This window comes from Kocuria sp. ZOR0020, from assembly GCF_000800955.1.
Classification (GTDB): Bacteria; Actinomycetota; Actinomycetes; order Actinomycetales; family Micrococcaceae; genus Kocuria; species Kocuria subflava.
This window is the reverse complement of sequence record NZ_JROX01000175.1, coordinates 1-17,241: the sequence shown is the minus strand read 5'-3', so window position 1 is coordinate 17,241 and position 17,241 is coordinate 1. Positions and strand designations below refer to the sequence as shown.

At 64.5% G+C, this 17,241-nt stretch carries 16 protein-coding genes; 13 read left to right on the top strand and 3 right to left on the bottom strand.

What is annotated here, in order from left to right:
- The 10 genes from L979_RS10695 to secA all read left to right on the top strand — a co-directional run.
- Positions 1-485: aminotransferase class V-fold PLP-dependent enzyme (locus tag L979_RS10695; RefSeq protein ID WP_047692193.1), on the top strand; the 485-nt coding region annotated here is incomplete at its 5' end.
- Between the two features lie 61 nt (positions 486-546).
- On the top strand, positions 547-1,752 hold the full coding sequence (mnmA, locus tag L979_RS10690; protein ID WP_047692192.1) for a tRNA 2-thiouridine(34) synthase MnmA: 1,206 nt from the start codon (positions 547-549) through the stop codon (positions 1,750-1,752).
- On the top strand, positions 1,749-2,090 hold the full coding sequence (locus tag L979_RS10685) for a chorismate mutase (protein ID WP_047692191.1): 342 nt from the start codon (positions 1,749-1,751) through the stop codon (positions 2,088-2,090). The genes mnmA and L979_RS10685 overlap by 4 nt, the downstream gene beginning before the upstream one ends.
- Positions 2,083-3,144: a hypothetical protein gene (locus tag L979_RS10680; RefSeq protein ID WP_052209803.1), complete on the top strand. Its 1,062-nt coding sequence runs from the start codon at positions 2,083-2,085 to the stop codon at positions 3,142-3,144. Before L979_RS10685 ends, L979_RS10680 begins: the two co-directional genes overlap by 8 nt.
- Positions 3,145-3,248: 104 nt before the next feature.
- The gene (gene mtrA / locus L979_RS10675) at positions 3,249-3,935 is read left to right on the top strand and encodes an MtrAB system response regulator MtrA (RefSeq protein ID WP_047692199.1); all 687 of its coding nucleotides are present in this window, start codon (positions 3,249-3,251) and stop codon (positions 3,933-3,935) included.
- Positions 3,936-3,997: 62 nt separating this feature from the next.
- On the top strand, positions 3,998-6,544 hold the full coding sequence (gene mtrB, locus L979_RS16985; RefSeq protein ID WP_081994312.1) for an MtrAB system histidine kinase MtrB: 2,547 nt from the start codon (positions 3,998-4,000) through the stop codon (positions 6,542-6,544).
- Positions 6,534-8,270: an LpqB family beta-propeller domain-containing protein gene (locus L979_RS10665; protein ID WP_052209802.1), complete on the top strand. Its 1,737-nt coding sequence runs from the start codon at positions 6,534-6,536 to the stop codon at positions 8,268-8,270. The genes mtrB and L979_RS10665 overlap by 11 nt, the downstream gene beginning before the upstream one ends.
- Before the next feature lie 370 nt (positions 8,271-8,640).
- Positions 8,641-9,465 (top strand): ComF family protein, encoded by an 825-nt coding sequence (locus tag L979_RS10660; RefSeq protein ID WP_052209801.1) that lies wholly within the window; start codon positions 8,641-8,643, stop codon positions 9,463-9,465.
- 135 nt (positions 9,466-9,600) lie between these two features.
- Positions 9,601-10,281 carry a ribosome hibernation-promoting factor, HPF/YfiA family gene (gene hpf, locus L979_RS10655; protein WP_047692190.1) on the top strand — a complete coding sequence of 227 codons (681 nt, stop codon included), beginning with the start codon at positions 9,601-9,603 and terminating at the stop codon, positions 10,279-10,281.
- A gap of 154 nt (positions 10,282-10,435) precedes the next feature.
- Complete coding sequence (gene secA / locus L979_RS10650; protein WP_047692189.1) at positions 10,436-13,282, top strand: preprotein translocase subunit SecA; 2,847 nt, start codon at positions 10,436-10,438, stop codon at positions 13,280-13,282.
- 6 nt (positions 13,283-13,288) lie between these two features.
- On the opposite strand, the gene L979_RS10645 is transcribed toward secA, so the two are convergent.
- Positions 13,289-13,747: an Rv3235 family protein gene (locus tag L979_RS10645; RefSeq protein WP_047692188.1), complete on the bottom strand. Its 459-nt coding sequence runs from the start codon at positions 13,745-13,747 to the stop codon at positions 13,289-13,291.
- Positions 13,748-13,828: 81 nt separating this feature from the next.
- The gene (locus L979_RS14730; RefSeq protein ID WP_052209800.1) at positions 13,829-14,557 is read right to left on the bottom strand and encodes a LysM peptidoglycan-binding domain-containing protein; all 729 of its coding nucleotides are present in this window, start codon (positions 14,555-14,557) and stop codon (positions 13,829-13,831) included.
- Positions 14,558-14,721: 164 nt separating this feature from the next.
- On the opposite strand from L979_RS14730, the gene L979_RS10635 reads away from it, so the two are divergent.
- Positions 14,722-15,279: a hypothetical protein gene (locus L979_RS10635; protein ID WP_047692187.1), complete on the top strand. Its 558-nt coding sequence runs from the start codon at positions 14,722-14,724 to the stop codon at positions 15,277-15,279.
- A 7-nt stretch (positions 15,280-15,286) separates the two neighbouring features.
- Here L979_RS10635 and L979_RS10630 read toward each other — a convergent pair whose 3' ends face one another.
- Entirely contained in the window at positions 15,287-15,505 is a 219-nt protein-coding gene (locus tag L979_RS10630; RefSeq protein ID WP_047692186.1) for a helix-turn-helix domain-containing protein, read from the bottom strand.
- Positions 15,506-15,874: 369 nt separating this feature from the next.
- Here L979_RS10630 and L979_RS10625 point away from each other — a divergent pair, with 369 nt between their 5' ends.
- Positions 15,875-16,456 carry an SAF domain-containing protein gene (locus L979_RS10625; protein ID WP_197052136.1) on the top strand — a complete coding sequence of 194 codons (582 nt, stop codon included), beginning with the start codon at positions 15,875-15,877 and terminating at the stop codon, positions 16,454-16,456.
- On the top strand, positions 16,453-17,241 hold a 789-nt coding region (locus L979_RS10620; protein ID WP_047692185.1), incomplete at its 3' end, for a P-loop NTPase. The genes L979_RS10625 and L979_RS10620, both read left to right, overlap by 4 nt.

Here is a 17,241-nt window from a genome sequence, read left to right as displayed (position 1 = left end):
CGGGAACCCTGGACGCAGCCGGTGCGGCAGCCTTTGCCGCCGCCGCCCGTGCCGTCACCCGGGAACTGACCGTTGAGGCTGAGCGCATGGCCACGTTGCGGGACCGCCTGATCCGCGGAGTTCTTCAAGCCGTGCCACAGGCTGTCTTGCGCGGGCCTCAGGACTTCGATCATGTGGGCACAAGGCTGCCCAACAATGCCCACTTCACCTTCCCGGGCGCGGAAGGTGACTCCCTGCTGTTCCTGTTGGATGCCGCAGGATTTGCCACCTCCACCGGCTCGGCCTGCTCGGCCGGAGTCCCCAGACCCTCCACGGTGCTGCTGGCACTGGGCCTGGATGAGGACACCGCCCGCGGCGCACAACGCTTCACCTTGGGCCACGGCTCCACCGACGACGACGTCGACGCCCTCCTGGCCGCGCTCCCTCAGGTCTACGCGCGGGCCAAATCCGCGGGAATGGCCGGTCAGGTTTCGACGTTGCACTAGGGCCGTCTGTCTTGAAGAACCGGCTCCCCGTTTCACCCCGAATGAGTTTCAGGAGAATCCCGTGCGAGTGCTCGCAGCCATGTCCGGAGGTGTCGACTCCGCAGTCGCCGCCGCCCGCGCCGTCGAGGCCGGCCATGACGTCACAGGAGTGCACCTGGCCCTGAACCGGATGCCGGGCACGTTGCGCACCGGTTCCCGGGGGTGTTGCACCGTGGAGGATTCCAATGACGCCTGGCGCGCGGCGGAGAAACTGGGCATCCCGTTCTACGTGTGGGACTTCTCCGAGCGGTTCAAGGAAGACGTGGTGGATGACTTCGTGGCCGAGTACGCCGCGGGGCGCACCCCCAATCCGTGCCTGCGCTGCAACGAGAAGATCAAGTTCGCGGCCCTCCTGGAGAAGGCCATGGCACTCGGATTCGATGCGGTGTGCACGGGCCATTACGCCAATGTGGTGACCGTGGATGGTCACCCCCAGCTGCACCGTGCGGCGGAGGATGCCAAGGACCAGTCCTACGTGTTGGGTGTGCTCAATGAGCAGCAGCTCAACCACTGCATGTTTCCCTTGGGTGACACCCCGTCCAAGGCACTGGTGCGTGAGGAGGCCGCTCGACGCGGCCTGTCCGTGGCCGCCAAGCCGGATTCGCATGACATCTGCTTCATCCCGGACGGGGACACCCGCGGGTGGTTGGCAGAACGCATTGAGATGGAACCCGGGCGCATCCTGGATGCAGAAGGCGCAGATCTGGGGGAGCACGACGGCGCTCTGGCCTACACGGTTGGACAGCGCAAGGGCCTGAAGATCGGGCGACCAGCACCGGATGGCAAACCACGTTTTGTCCTGGAGATCCGCCCCAAGACCAACGAGGTGGTGGTGGGCCCCAAGGCAGACCTGGCAGTGCGCACCATTCGAGGCATCCGTGCCTCCTGGGCCGGCCAACCCGTGGCGGTGTTCCACCAGTTCATGGATGAGGAGCAGGCGGTGGGGGCGTCGTCGTCAAGCATCCGTGTGGAGGTGCAGGTGCGGGCCCACGGGGACTCGCTGCCGGCCACGGCCTGGTTGGAAACTGTGCTGGATCCGGACACCCACCCACTTGGCGATCAGGACCGAGCCTTCCGTACGGAACTGGTGATGGTGCTGGATGAGCCGCTCTCCGGTGTGGCCCCGGGCCAGTCTGCCGTGGTCTACCACGGAACCCGTGTGCTGGGACAGGCCACCATCAACACCGCACGCGCCGGTGTACCCGCTGACTTAGGATTTTCTGCATGAACCATTCCCAGGACAGCACCCAGACCGCCACGGATGCCGCCTTGGTGGAACTGCGTTCCATCCGCGGCACCATTGACAACCTGGATGCTGTGCTGGTGGGGGTGCTTGCCGAGCGGTTCAAGGCCACCCAGCGGGTGGGGGAGTTGAAGGCAGTGAACAACCTTCCCGCCGGTGATCCGGAGCGTGAACAGCGGCAGATCGAACGTCTGCGGACGCTGGCTGCGGAGGCACAGCTTGATCCCGAGTTCGCGGAGAAGATCCTGAACTTCATCATCAGTGAAGTCATCCAACGTCACGAACGCATTGCCGAGGAACTGCGCACCGGTTCCCATGACTGACACGCTCGAGCGGGAAACCCATCAAACGCGCGCCACGGTACTGGCGCAGCTGCCCGGTACGGACATGGTGGAGACCCTCACCGTGCTGCGTGGGGAACTGGGGGCTCCGCATCGCAGCGTACTGCCGATCCTCACCAACCGTTCCGACACCGCGGGCACCGCCCCGCGAACGGTCAGCGTCCTGACGGAATTGTGGTGCGATCTTCAGCCGCACGGTTGGAGGCTGACCCGCCATCCCGGCAAAGAGTCTCGGGCGGCCGAATCCTTGCTGGCCAGTGACGTCAACGCCTTGGCTGACGTGGTGGGTGCAGAAAGCACAGGGGATCGTGGCCCTGTCACCGTGGAGATCACCGGTCCGGTCACCCTGGCCGCTGAACTGCACCTTCACAACGGGGAACGGGTGCTACAGGATCACGGTGCCCGCCGTGACGTCACGGCGGCAATGGCTGATGGCCTCACCGCCTGGTTGCCGTCCGTGGCTGCGGCCGTGGACGGGCGTCCGGTGGTGCTTCGGTTGAACGAACCGCAATTCACGCGGGTGGTCCAGGGACAGGTTCCCACCGCCAGCGGCTACAGAACCCTGCGTGCCGTCCCGCGCCCGGAGGCCTTGCAGAGCTTGCGTGCCGTCACGGAGGCTGCCCGGCAGATGGGTGCCACCGTGGAGATCGTGTTCCCCATGGGGGAGGATCCGCGCACCGTGGATCACGACGTCGCCGATCGCCTGGTGGTGGAGCGACCAGGCCCGGATCCGTGGGTCTGGGAACCCCTGGCAGCATCGGTGGAAAGTGGCATGGCGCTCGGTCTGCTGGTTCCGGAACTGCTTCACGCGGCTGCGCAGGACCATCGCGGCAGGGCGCGGGTGCGCACCGGTGAGTTGGTACGCAGCATCACCGGGCCCTGGCACAGCCTGGGATTGCCCTCGGCACAGCTGGATCAGCTCACCGTGGCTCCCTCCGTGGGCTTGACAGATTGCTCCCCGGCCCAGGTGCGCCGAACCTTGAAACTCTCGACGGACCTGGCCCACGGACTGCACCAAACCGCTGTGGAGGCATGAGAACATGCCTAGCAGGACGGCCCCACCGGCCGTTGCAACACTCCGGGCGTGACCAAGGCCCGGACCCGGTCAAGGACCCGATGACGGAAGTGGATGGAGAAGACGTGAACGCGCGCATCCTGGTGGTTGACGACGACGACGCCCTGGCGGAAATGATCGGCATCATCCTCAACGCGGAGAACTATCAGACGATTTTCTGCGCTGACGGTGCCCAGGCGGTCCAGGCCTTCCATGATTCCGAGCCGGATCTGGTGCTGCTGGATCTGATGCTGCCGGGCAAGGACGGTATTCAGATCTGCCGTGAGATCCGAGCCACCTCTGACACCTCAATCGTGATGCTTACCGCCAAGTCGGACACGGAGGATGTGGTCCGGGGCCTGGAGGCAGGTGCGGATGACTACATTCCCAAGCCGTTCAAACCGGCCGAGTTGCTGGCACGTGTGAAGGCACGTCTGCGTCCGGGATCGCGTGCCACCAGCAACGAACTTGTTGTCGGGGACGTCTCCATTGACATCACCGGCCATCGTGTGACTCGCGGCCAGCAGGAGATCCCTCTGACTCCGTTGGAGTTCGAGTTGCTGGCCACCTTGGCACGCGCCCCCGAACAGGTGTTCTCACGGGAGATGCTGTTGCGCGAAGTCTGGGGCTACCAGCACGCAGCGGACACTCGCTTGGTCAACGTCCACGTGCAGCGCCTGCGCTCCAAGGTGGAACGCGATCCGGAGAACCCACAAATTGTGGTCACCGTGCGTGGTGTGGGATACCGCGCCGGGCACCCTGAGCGTCACTGACCTGACGGGCCGTAGGCCGCCTGTCTTTGAGGACCCGCACCACGTGAATCCGCATCACCGCCATGACTGAACGCACAGACCTTGAACCTGCGGGCGCTGGACCCACCGTGGACCAGAGTGTGCTGGACACCGAGCACACTGCGGCTCAGTCTGCCCGCAATCAGGTGGCTCGTGCTGCCGGGCGCGCGAATCGGCGTGATGGCGCCACCAGCTCAGGGGCACCTGGTCGTCGTCGCGGCCCGTTGACGGTGCTGCGCTTCCGACTGGCCCTGCTGGTACGGCGGTGGCGACAATCGCTGCAGTTCCGTGCCGTCACCATTGCCATGATCGGCGCGTTGGTGATCTTCCTGGTGACTGGTGCGTTCCTGTCCCACCAGATCTCCGAACGCTTGTTCAACGATCGTCTGGAGCAGGTGCTCACCCAGTCGGAAACCGACTTCACCCAGGTCCAGGCCAATTTTGATGCTTCCGATGCCGCAGACCGGGATCAGCTGCAAACCTTGGTCACCGCCACATTGGACGCCTTGGACTCGGACACCTCCACCAGCCAGCGGCGCTGGTTGCTGATTCCGTTGTCCTCCAGCACCGGACAGAGTCTGTTGCCGGCCCAGGCGGAAAGTGACTGGATGACCTCCGCCACGGTGCCACAGGACCTACAGAACCGGGTGGCCGGGGATGCCGGGACGTACTGGCAGTCCTCCTCCGTGCGCCTGGAGGACGGCGGAGTGCCCGTGCCCGTGGTCATCGTGGGCAAGGTGGTGGAGCCACAACCAGGGGCTCGCTACGGGTTGTACCTGGTCAATGACTTCTCCCAACCCCAGCAGACCTTGGATGCCATCCACGCCGTGCTGATCCTCTCCACCTTGGTTCAGGCACTGTTGGTTTCCGGCGTGGTGGGTTACGTGACCCGGGAAGTGGTCCGCCCGGTCTCCACCACCGCGCGAGTCTCCGAGTCCTTGGCAGATGGCAACCTGGGCGTGCGCATGGAGGTTGAGGGTTCACATGAGGTGGCTCGTCTGGGCCGGTCCTTCAACCGCATGGCGGACAACCTGGAGGACCAGATCACCCGTCTGGAGCGACTCTCCAGCATGCAACAGACCTTTGTCTCGGACGTCTCGCACGAGCTGCGCACCCCGTTGACCACCGTGCGCATGGCGGCGGAGGTCCTGCACAACGCGCGCGAAGACTTTGATCCAGTCAACCGCCGTTCTGCAGAGCTGCTCTACAACCAGGTGGACCGGTTCGACACCCTCCTGGCGGATCTCCTGGAGATCTCCCGGTTCGATGCCGGTGCCGCGCGCCTGGACATTTCCGGGACCAACATCTTTGCCCTGGTCAACGAGGTCCTGGAAGCCACAGCTCCGTTGGCCGCCAACAACGGCTCCGTGGTCCGCGTGCACTCTGACCTCCAGCGCTGCATTGTGCAGATGGACCAGCGGCGTATCGACCGAATCCTGCGCAATTTGCTGGTCAACGCCCTGGAACATGGGGAGGGGCGGCCGACCGACGTCGTGGTTCGCGCCTCGGACGTCGCCGTGGGGATTGCTGTGCGGGACCACGGGATCGGGATGACCGAGGAGCAGACCCGTAAGGTCTTTGACCGGTTCTGGCGAGCCGACCCCGCCCGTGCCCGAACCACTGGTGGCACCGGCCTGGGCCTGTCCATTGCCGTGGAGGACACCCGTCTGCACGGCGGGCGCCTGGATGCCTGGGGTGAACCGGGGGAGGGCGCGTGCTTCCGCCTCACGTTGCCGCTGCTGCGCTCGCGGCCGCTGAACGACGACGACGTCAGTCCCGTGGAGCTGCCGCCCCAGGATGACGAGCTGCCGTCGGTGGCTGTGGTCACGGACACCGGAACGTTTGCGGCCGTACCGCTGGACCGAGATTCCGTGATTGCGCCCGTCACGGATTCCATTCCCGTGGTGGGCGATACGGAGCGGACTGATGCGGAGGAACTCGAAGCTCCCGGTGATGACCGCGTTGACGGTTCAGCCGACGCCACACCGGCCGGTGGCTCCGGGCCTGACGCCCATGCGGCTGTTGGCGGCGGCTTGGATCTTTCCTCAGCTGAGCCCCAACCCCAGCGGTCGTCGGGGCCCAGCGTTCTGGATGCTGCGGGGCTGGACGGTCCTGCGGCACGCCATCCGGTGTTGCGTCCGGCCATCGGTGGCGAGTTCCTGACCACTGCCGAGGTCAGCCAGACGGGTGTGGGCGGGACGTATCTGTCAGAGGCGGAGGAAATGCGCCCGAGCGCGGTTTCCATCGATCCAGTGGACGTGTCCTCCGGTGAGGCCAACGGCGATGCGGATCAGACTCACGACGAATTGAATACGACTGACGACGGCCTCAATAAGACTTACGACGAATTGAACAAGACTTACGACAAGCTCAATAAGACTTACGACGAATTGGATGAGTCCTACGACGATCTGGATGAGGCCTATGAGGACCTCTATCTGGATGACACCGGTGAGTTGCCGACATTCCGGGAAGCCACCTGGGCAGACTCTACGGGCACCCCTGACGTTTCTGGTGACGCGCCTGAGGCCAGGGGTGGCACCGAGGCCACCCACGCGACCGAGCAGACGGGGGATACCCGTGAGCACTGAAGACCAGAACCGGCGCGCACGCAGCGTGTCCACCGCCACTCGGTGGAGTGGTGCTGTTCTCACCATGGGACTGGTGATCTCCGGATGCGCCACTATTCCCACATCGGGCCCTGTCCACCAGGTGGAACCACCGGTGGCCACGGCCACGGAAACCACTGCGGAGTCCACGGTGGCAGGACCTGAGGACGGCATGTCCCAGGAGGAGATCGTGCGCGGATTCCTGGCGGCCGGGGCGGGTCAGGAAAACGACTACGGTGTGGCCCGCCAGTTCCTGACCCCCGATTTGGCCTCCACATGGCGTCCTGACGCCCGCACGGTGGTCTTCTCAGGGGCTGCCGGGATCCAACAAGGTCTTGAAGACGACCAGGTGCGGGTCAGCGTTGACGCGCGGGCGTTGATCGGTGACACCGGGATCATGCAGCGTCAAGAGGCCGGGTCCAGCGAGGCCATGGACGTTGAACTGACCCAGGTGGACGGCCAGTGGCGAATTTCTGATGTGCCGGACGGTGTGTTGATCCCTGCCTCCAACCTCAACGAGCTATACCGACCCCACAACCTCTACTTCCTGGCCCCTGACGGTGAAACGGTGGTTCCGGACCCACGCTGGTTCCCGGACCGCCCCGGAGTGTCCACATCCCTGGTTCGAGCCCTGTTGGCAGGGCCCGCTCCTTACCTGGAGTCCGCCGTGACCTCGGCCTACCCGGCAGATGCGGAACTCGAGGGGGCCTCCGTCCCTGTTCAGGACGGCACCGCGACGGTGTCACTGAACGTCCCCAATTACAGCGCCTTGGACGTTGCCACCAACCGGGAGATGTACTCCCAGTTGATCCTGACCCTGCTGGCACTGGACAACGTGGATCGTGTTGATTTCCTGGCAGGCGGTGGGCAGATCGATCTCGGTTCCAGCAATCAGGAGATGCTTTCCACCGATCCCCAAGAAGTACCCGGGCGCCAGATCGGTTTGGACGGGGACCAACTGGTGTTCCAACAAGGTGGCCAGTCCAGCCCGGTCCCGGAGGTTTCCCAAGCCCTGGTGGGCTCGGACCCCAGTGATCCCGCCATGAACCGGGACACCAACGAGTTCGCAGCCCTGACCCAGAACCAGTCGGAACTGGTGACTTTCTCCACGTTCCAGCCGGAGCCCGCGGAGCGGTTCACGGGCACGGGCCTGACGGCACCGTCCGTGGACACCGACGGATGGGTGTGGTCAGGTGATCAATCCGGTCAGATCCGGGCAGTGGAAATCGCCCAGCCTGATGCCGATCCCGTGACCGTGGACGCAGACTGGTTGGATGGGCGGACCGTGACCTCCCTGAAGATTTCAAGGGACGGCACTCGTGCTCTCTTGGTGGTGGCAGACGGTGACTCGTCTCAAATTTTGATCAGCGGTGTTCGTCGCGATTCAGACGGTACCCCCGAATCCCTCAATGAGCCCTACGTGGTGGACTCCGGGCAGGGGGCCGCCATGATGGGCGATGCCCGTTGGATCAGTGAATCGCAGTTTGTGGCCGCCACCATCACGGACCGCAGCGCTGCACCACGCCTGTACGACGTCTCCGGGCGCTACCGTGACCTCCCGTTCTTGGAAGGCGGGGTTGAAGGGATCTCCGGAGGCAACGGAGACTCGGAGATTTTTGTGGTCACGGACGGTCAGCTGCGCATGCTCACGGGGGAGTCGTGGTCCCTGCAGAGTGAATCGGTGGAGTCCACCGCGTTCGCCGGCTGACCGCCGTGTTGCAGCCGCTTCAGTTGTTGATACTGCCGGTTCAGTAGTCGGGGCTGCCGCTTCGGTGTTGGTGCCACGGCTACAGGGATCGGCGCTGCGGGTCCCGTGACCGGTGCTCCACACCGGGGTTGGTCCCGCGGTCCCTCCGGCCGCCCTCCACAGTTTGTCGGTCTGGGTGCCCACCGCGCCTCACGACGACGATCCTTGAGTCATGCACGCTGGAGATCCACCCCACAAGGCGCCCCCGGTAGCCCGGAAGCACCTACGTCCTGGCCCGCGTCCGCCCGCTGGCCTGGATCTGCCACCCGCTGGTCTGGATCTGCCACACGCTACCGGCGCCGGTTCAGCTGCTCAGAACTGGGCACGCCGTATGGACCGTGCGGCTGCAACGGTGCTCTCGGCCATGGGTGAAGCCCTGGAAGTGGTAATCCCGGTGGAATGTGCGGTCTGCCGTGCCCCTGCCGCCACGTTGTGTGCGCCGTGTCGTCGACTTCTGAGCCGAACCACCGTGCACCCCCGCCGTGTGGAACACCCTGCCCGTCATGCCCAAGGGTTGCCGATTGTGGCGGCGGGTCGTTACGAACATGAGCTGGCCACCTGTCTGCTGGCCTTCAAGCAAGCAGGCAGAACTGATTTGACCACCACCTTGTCTTCGGTGCTGGCCAGGGCGTTACGGGCTGCGATCGGTTTAGACCCCTCCGGCGGGGCCTTTCAACCGGTGGAGTTGGTGCGGGTTCCGAGTTCAGCCACGGCGCTGCGTCGTCGTTGGTTTGATCCCGTGAAAGTGCTGCTGGGGGCTGTGGATGTGGAGGCAACCGTGAATCCTGACGTGCACTGTGTGCCGTGGTTGGCGCACACCAGTTGTGATCCTGGCGGCAGCCTGCGCAGCCTGGCGGGGCGGGTGCGCACAGCGGGTGGCGGGCAGGCCCAGAAGTTCAAGACTGCTGACCAACGCGCCGTGACCGGGAAGCCGCCCTTCCGTGTGGTGCAAGGACGTGGCGACCGATCTGCCGGGCGGCGTCGGCCGACCCGGGTGATTCTGGTGGACGACGTCGTGACCACCGGTGCCACCCTGAACCGGGCTCGACGCACCCTGGAGGAGGCCGGTGCCACGGTGTTGGGTGCGGTGGTTCTGGCGGCTGCAAACACACCCACGCTGGAGGTGACGGGTGCTGCGTCTCAGAAGTCTGTGTGAAGTGGATGCCGCACCGGCTCACAAGATGAATTACTGGTGTGATCAAGGTAACGTGAACGCTACCGGGACAGCCTCCCGGGGTGGGGATCAGCACCCGCCTGATCTCCACATCTACCAGTCAGACTGGAGGACACCATGGAGCTCATCGTCCAGGGACGTAACGTCAGCGTGCCGGAACGGTTCAAGGAATACGTGGCCGAAAAGGTCGTGAAGTTCGAGGAACTGGGTGACAGGGTCCAAAGGATCGAGATCAAGGTTGTCAAGGACAACCCCACCCCCGGTCGGGACGGCATGCGCGTGGAGACCACCGTGATCGGACGCGGCCCCGTGGTCCGCGCGGAAGCCCGCGGGGACGACAAATTTGCGGTTTTCGACGAGGCCTACGCCAAGCTGATCGAACAGCTGCGCCGAGCCCGGGACCGCCGCAAGGTCCACCGTGGCAACCACCGGCCCACCGCCGTTTCGGAAGCCACGGCAGCATTGCCCGTGGTGGCCTCCGACGGTCCTCTGTTCGCCTCTGCGGATGAACTCGCCGCAGCAGAGACCGAGGCATTTGACACCGATTACCCCCTGGAAGATGACGTTCCGCCCGTGGAGATCCGCCGCAAGCGGTTCCCGGAGGAGCGCATGACCGTGGACCAGGCCGTGGACCGCATGGAATTGGTCGGCCACGACTTCTACCTGTTCGTGGACTCTGAAACTGGTGAGCCGTCCGTGGCTTACCGGCGTAAGGGCTGGGAATACGGTGTGATCGGACTCAGTGCCGATGTCACCAGCACGGAGTCCGAGCCGGCTCGCGCCTACCAAACCAGCTAGTCAGACGCATTTGCAGTGATCGCGCGCGGTGCGGGGAGGGTGGAGCTCCCCGCACCGTTGCTGTGTTCACTGACGTACACTGAATCGGATGACCTGGCTGCCAACCGGCGGCTGAACAGCATGAACCCAACAGATTCACAAGGAGCGTGAGCACGTGGCCTCAATCCTGGAGAAGGTGCTCCGGACCGGGGACAAGAAGGTGCTGAAGCGCCTGAAGGACTACGCGGACGCGATCAACTCGCTGGAAGACGGATATCGCGAGTTCTCCGATGCCGAACTGCAGGCCGAAACGGATGCGTTCCGCGCTCGCGTGGCTGACGGTGAATCCTTGGACCGAATCCTTCCGGAAGCTTTTGCGGTGGTCCGCGAAGCCTCCTCCAGGACATTGGGCAAGCGCCATTACGACGTTCAGCTCATGGGTGGTGCGGCGTTGCACCTGGGCAACATTGCCGAGATGAAAACCGGTGAGGGCAAAACCCTGGTGGCCACCGCACCCGCATATCTGAATGCACTCTCCGGCAAGGGCGTTCACGTGGTGACCGTCAACGACTTCCTGGCGGAATCCCAGGCCGAGCAGATGGGGCGCGTCTACCGTTTCCTGGGCCTGGAAACAGGAACCATCCTCTCCGGTCAGGATCCCGCCACCCGGCGCAAGCACTACGCGGCAGACATCACTTACGGCACCAACAACGAATTCGGATTCGACTACCTGCGCGACAACATGGCGTGGAGCGTGGATGAACTGGTCCAGCGTGGCCACAACTTTGCGATTGTCGATGAGGTCGACTCGATTCTGATTGACGAGTCCCGAACCCCTCTGATCATTTCCGGCCCGGCTTCAGGGGATGCCAACCGGTGGTACTCCGTGTTTGCCAACCTGGTGCAGCGCCTGGAGCTGGACAAGGACTACGAGGCTGACGAGAAGAAGCGCACCGTGTCCGTGCTGGAAACCGGCATTGACAAGGTGGAGGACTGGCTGGGGATCGAGAACCTCTATGACACCGCCAACACCCCTCTGATCGGGTTCCTGAACAACGCTCTGAAGGCCAAGGAATTGTTCCAACGGGACAAGGACTACGTGGTCATGAAGGGCGAAGTCCAGATCGTGGACGAGCACACGGGCCGCATCCTGGCGGGCCGGCGCTACAACGAGGGTGTTCACCAGGCCATCGAGGCCAAGGAAAAGGTGGAGATCAAGCCCGAGAACCAGACCATGGCAACGGTCACGTTGCAGAACTACTTCCGCCTCTACAACAAGCTGGCGGGCATGACCGGCACGGCGGAGACTGAAGCTGCCGAGTTCATGAACACCTACGAACTGGGTGTGGTGGCCATCCCCACCAACAAGCCCATGGTGCGTCAGGACAAGACCGACCTGGTCTACAAGAACGAAATCCTGAAGTTCGCAGCCGTGGTCCAGGACATCGAGGAACGTCACAAGACCGGTCAGCCGGTTCTGGTGGGTACCACCTCCGTGGAGAAGTCCGAATACCTCTCCAAGCTGTTGGCCAAGCGCGGCGTCCGGCACGAGGTGCTCAACGCCAAGAACCACGCACGGGAAGCCGCGATCGTGGCCCAGGCGGGGCGTAAGGGCGCGGTCACCGTGGCCACCAACATGGCTGGGCGCGGTACGGACATCATCCTGGGCGGCAACGCCGAGGCCATGGCCATTGAGCGCATGAAGGAAAAGGGCCTGGACCCTGAGCGTGACCGCGAAGGCTATGAAGCCGCCTGGCCGGCGGTGCTGGCCGAGGCAGAACTGGAGATCGGTGACGAGCACCAGGAAGTTCTGGACCTGGGCGGACTCTACGTGCTGGGCACCGAACGCCACGAGTCACGACGCATCGACAACCAGTTGCGTGGCCGTTCCGGGCGTCAGGGGGATCCCGGTGAGTCCCGGTTCTATCTGTCCCTGACCGATGACCTCATGCGGTTGTTCAACGCCGGTGGGGCGGCCCGCCTGATGGCCAACGCCGCTGATGACACTGCTCTGGAGTTCAAGATCGTCTCCCGTGCCATCGCCTCGGCCCAGAACCAGGTGGAAGGCCGCAACACTGAGCAGCGCAAGAACGTGTTGAAGTACGACGACGTTTTGAATCGCCAGCGCAAGGCCATCTACACGGACCGTCGTCGGATCCTGGAGGGGGATGACCTGCAGGATCAGATCCAGCAGTTCCTGACGGAAGTGGTGGGCTCGATCGTGGTGGACCGCACCCGTGAGGGCCACCCTGAGGACTGGGACCTGGACGGGATGTGGGAGGCACTGGGATCGGTCTACCCCGTGGGCGTGGCCTCTCAGGAACTGATTGAGGAGGCCGGCGGCCGTGAAAAGCTGACCACCTCATTCCTGCGTGAGCAGATCGTCTCCGATGCCAAGGTGATCTATGAGGAGCGCGAGGAATCCGTGGGTTCGGAGACCATGCGCAACCTGGAACGTCGTGTTCTGCTCTCCGTGTTGGGACGCCGCTGGCCGGAGCACCTGTACGAGATGGACTACCTCAAGGACGGCATCGGCCTGCGAGCCATGGCGCAGCGCGATCCGCTGGTGGAGTACCAGCGCGAGGGCTTCACCATGTACGAAACCATGATGGGCGGCATCCGTGAGGAGACGGTGGCCTACCTGTTCAACCTGGATCTCTCCAAGCAGAGGGCCGGGGCAGGTGGTGCCGTGAAGGTCAGCGTGCCCAAGCAGCCCAAGTTCCTGCAGTTCTCTGCCCCCGGTGAAGAGGGCGAGGTTGATGTGCACACGGAGCCCAACACCACGGTTCCGGCTGACCAACAATCTGGTTCAGATTCGGCCGCCGGTGGTTCAGACTCCGCCGCCAGTGATGCCGATTCTTCAGCAGAGGTGACGGACACAGCTGACCCGCAGCGGGGCTCCTCTGACCACGATGCTGCCTCCCTTTCGGGCGATGACCAGGCTCCGCAGCAACACCGTTCCCGAGCGGAACGTCGCGCAGCGGAAGCTGCGGCCAAGAGGCGTAGGAAGAAGCGTTCCTGACCGACCTCACCCGATGTCCAACACCGTGATGCGCCAGGCGCGCTCCGGACGTTCCACACGCAGAACCACGGCGCGGGTGCGGGCGTCGTCGCGGACCACCAGGGCGACCTCGTAGATGCCGTCGTCCACGTGGCAGACCCGTTGCCGCAGTACCTCCGAATGCTGGTGTGCTGCATGGACGGGTGCGCCTGCGGGCTCCAGGAGGCGGCGCTGTTGCATCAGGTCGGCTCGGCGCCGCAGCTTGTCCACTATCGCCTGTGTGGTCCAGCGTGCCAACTGCTGTGCGGGTCTGGTGCCTTGAAGGACTTCCAAGGCGGCCACCGCGATTGAACGTGACAGTGCCGTGACGCGTTCGCGTTCATCACCTGGGGCGAATGTTGGTGCCGGGGTGGCCCGTTGTTGGCTGCGCCAGACGTAGCCAGAGGGTCTGTGTGGTGTGGCTTCACTGCGAGCGATGATGGACATGGTCTGCTCCCGGAATGGTTGAGTCGTCTGGGTCTGATGACGGGGTGGGCACGCGGGCCGGACTTGCGTTCACCGCCCGTTTCAGCTGGGGACCAGTGAGTCGGGCAGAACCAGGACTGTTCCCGGCTGCAGGAGGTCCGGGTCAGTGACGTGATGTGCATTGGCCTGCCAGAGCTGCGGCCATGTGGCCGACACTTCCGCATCCGTTGCGCCGGGACCCAGCAGCTGTGCGGTCAGGCTCCACAAGGACTCCCCAGAACGAACCGTCACGGTGCCCTCCACCACGCGCTGTGATGGGGGTGTGGGTGCTGTGATCGAATCCGGGGCCGTGGGGGATCCATGACCGGGGCCCAGGGCCGTGAAGTCCGGATCCCAGAAGGGAGATAGGTTCCCACCGCTGCCGCCTTGCCAGGTCTCTCCGGTGGCGGTGGCAGGGGTCGCCGCAACCTGCATGGTCTGTTGTGGCACTGCGAGTTCGGGTGCCGAGATCGCTGTGGCACTCAGTCCGCTCTGGGCAGCCCAGGAGGTCTGCGGTGCGGCTGGCGCAGTCACGGGCATTGCCTGCACCTCCACGGGTGTTGCCTGCACTGCCGGCGCGGAGGCGACCGTGATGACGGGTACTCCCACAGCTGCCAGTCCCAACACACAAGGCAATGTGCCGCCACGGTGCGGCTGCGCCCGCTGCGGCTGCTCGAGCTGATCGTGACGGCGGCAGACAGGTGTGGTGGGTGGCGTGAACCGCTGTGCCGGTTGAGGAGTCATGATCTCGTCTTCCTGTGCCAGATGCCGAACCGTGTTGTTTGATGCCATTTGATGCTCAATGACGTCATGCGTTGATCATGAGTGATGTCTGCGCCACAGTCAAGGATGTGACGTCGGCCTGGCGTGATGCGGCGTAAAGTGACGGCACGCGGCCCCGGCCCCAGTGGAAGGCAGGGGAAGACGCGGAGAAGACGTGCGGAGGAGCAGAGACCATGCGCTGGGATGACCTTTTTGCGGACATGGAAGCGCAGTTGGCGGCCCAGCGCTACCGGGACGTGGAGGCCGAAGCAGCTGAGATGACCAGAGCAGAGACCGCTGAGGCTCTCCTGGAGGACCGCTGCGCGGCCCATCGCGGTTCGCACCTCCGCATGAGTTTGCGCGGTGGTCTATTGGTGGAAGGTGTGGTGGATTCGGCCGGTGCGGGATGGACCGTGCTGCTGGATGCAGGCCATGAAATCCTGGTGCCACTGGATGCCGTGGACTGGGTCGAAGGTTTGGGCCTCCACCGTCAGTCTCCGGAGCAGCGACGCCGACTCGGCCTGCCCCACGCACTGCGGGCGCTGGCCATGGCGCGCGTGGGTGCCAGGGTTCACTTGCGTTCGGGCCCCACAGCCGTGTTGGAAGGAACTGTGGACCGGGCGGGGCGCGACCACTTGGACCTGGCGTTGCACCCACAGGAGGAATTCAGACGTCGTCGGGTGGTGCGTTCAGCGCGCACGATTCCCTACAGCGCACTGGCGTGTGTGGTGGCGGACTCCGGCGCGCAGTGAAGCCGCGTCAGTCGATGTCCACCCCGCTGCGTACGGCCTGGGCGGTCTCCTGATGCTTTTGTTGCACCCATTGCTCGAACACGCTGATCTGTACGCGCCATTGACCTCGGCCGCCGATCTGGATGGCCGGCAGTTCCCCGGAGCGCACCATGGCGCGGACCTGTGCCGGGGAGGCGCTGAGTACCTCTGCCACGTCTGAGAGTGTGTAGAACTGGGCGTCGGCCACGTCGTGCTCCTTTGGTGACCGGGCAGGTGCCGGCGGTGATGGATGTGCCCGATTCAGGGGCACCAACCAGTGTGCCACTGCCTGAGCCAGGTGCCGGGTTATCCACAGGTTCTGATGCAAACGGGTCTTTTGGCGATTTGTTGCAGATGCTTCGTCCACAGATTGACCGACGGCCTCGAAACCGCAGGCCAGTTTGCGTCACGATGACTCCAAAACATGAGCAGGGTGCCGGTCGCAAGTGGTCTGAACTCATATGGCGGTGAACAACGCAACCGCAGTTCTTCCCGCGGGGGTGCTGGAACAGACTCGGGCACCGCGGCTTCGCCCACCTCGGGAAGGTTCCGCCGTCCCGGGTGGCGTGAACCCCGCTTGTTGATCGGGGTGGGACTGGTGGTGGCGGCGGTCGCCGGAACCACCGCCACCATGGCATTGACCAGCACCACGGAGCAGTACCGAGTGGCGGCCCGAGACCTGGACGTCGGAACACGGGTCTCGGAGGAAGACTTCAGAACAGTTGAAGTCAGGCTGGAGGGGACAGAAGGGGCCTACCTGCCCGGTTCGACCGACCTGGCTGACGGTGCTGTGATCGTGGACCGCGTGCCCAGTGGGCAACTCGTGCCCACTGAATCCGTGGGGGAGGCCCAAGATCTGGGGCGCCGGCCCATGGGGATTCCGCTCAACACGGCCCTGCCCGCAGGCACGGGCGCCGGCGATTCCGTGGATTTGTGGGTCTCCAAGCGCGAATCCAGTGGGCGTGGGTGGTCGGAACCGGAGCAGATTCTTGAGGGTGCAGAGCTGGCCTCCGTGGACCAGGCAACAGGGACACTGGGTGCCGGGCAGCAGATGACGGCCCAGGTCCTGGTGGAAGAGGACGACGTCTCGGATGTGGTGGATGCCTTGGCCACGGAGTCCCGGATCACCGTGGTGCCGCACATCGGTGGTGGCCGGTGAGTCTGCCACTGACCAGTGTGGGCCCTTCGGCAGATCTCCTGGCGCACCAGATCGATCGCCTCCACGGTCCGGTGACCTTGGTGCGTCGAGCATCTGACCTGGTGGAAGTGCTGGCCGTGGTCCGCTCAGGGTTGGCGCGCGCCGTCGTCGTGGCAGAAGGAGCCGAGCAGTTCGGTGCCGAGGCCATGGAGGCCTTGGAGCAGGCACGAGCCCTGGTGGCCGTTCTGGAGGGTCACGACGACGACCGCCTGGTGGAACTCGGTGCGGTCTTCCTCCCGGCTGATGCAGACGCACGTGAAGCTGCAGAGATTCTGATGGAAGAGGGGCAACGGGCCCAGAGCCAACCGTTGCGTCAACGACCCCCATCAGTCTCCCTGGAATCCACGGTTGAACAGTGGGCACAGGAAGAAACCGCAGGTGGATCCTCCGATGCCGCACCACTGCGGCCCGAGCTGAGCGAGCCCGAGTCGCGCAACGGCTGGGCTGCAGACCTGCACGTGGATGACCCGGCGGAGGATTCCGGTCAGGGGATCACGGAGATCTCGGGTGCCTCCGGTGTGGTGGTGGTCTGGGGCCCGCACGGCTCCCCGGGGCGCAGCACCGTGGCCGTCAACATGGCCGCCGAGATCGCTGCCCTTGGCCATGCGGTGACGCTGGTGGATCTGGACACCTGGGGCCCATCCGTGGCCCACGTCTTGGGGCTGCTGGATGAAACAGCGGGGGTGGCGTTGGCCTGCCGTGCTGCGGATCGCAATCGACTGGACGTGGCAGCACTGGATCGAGCT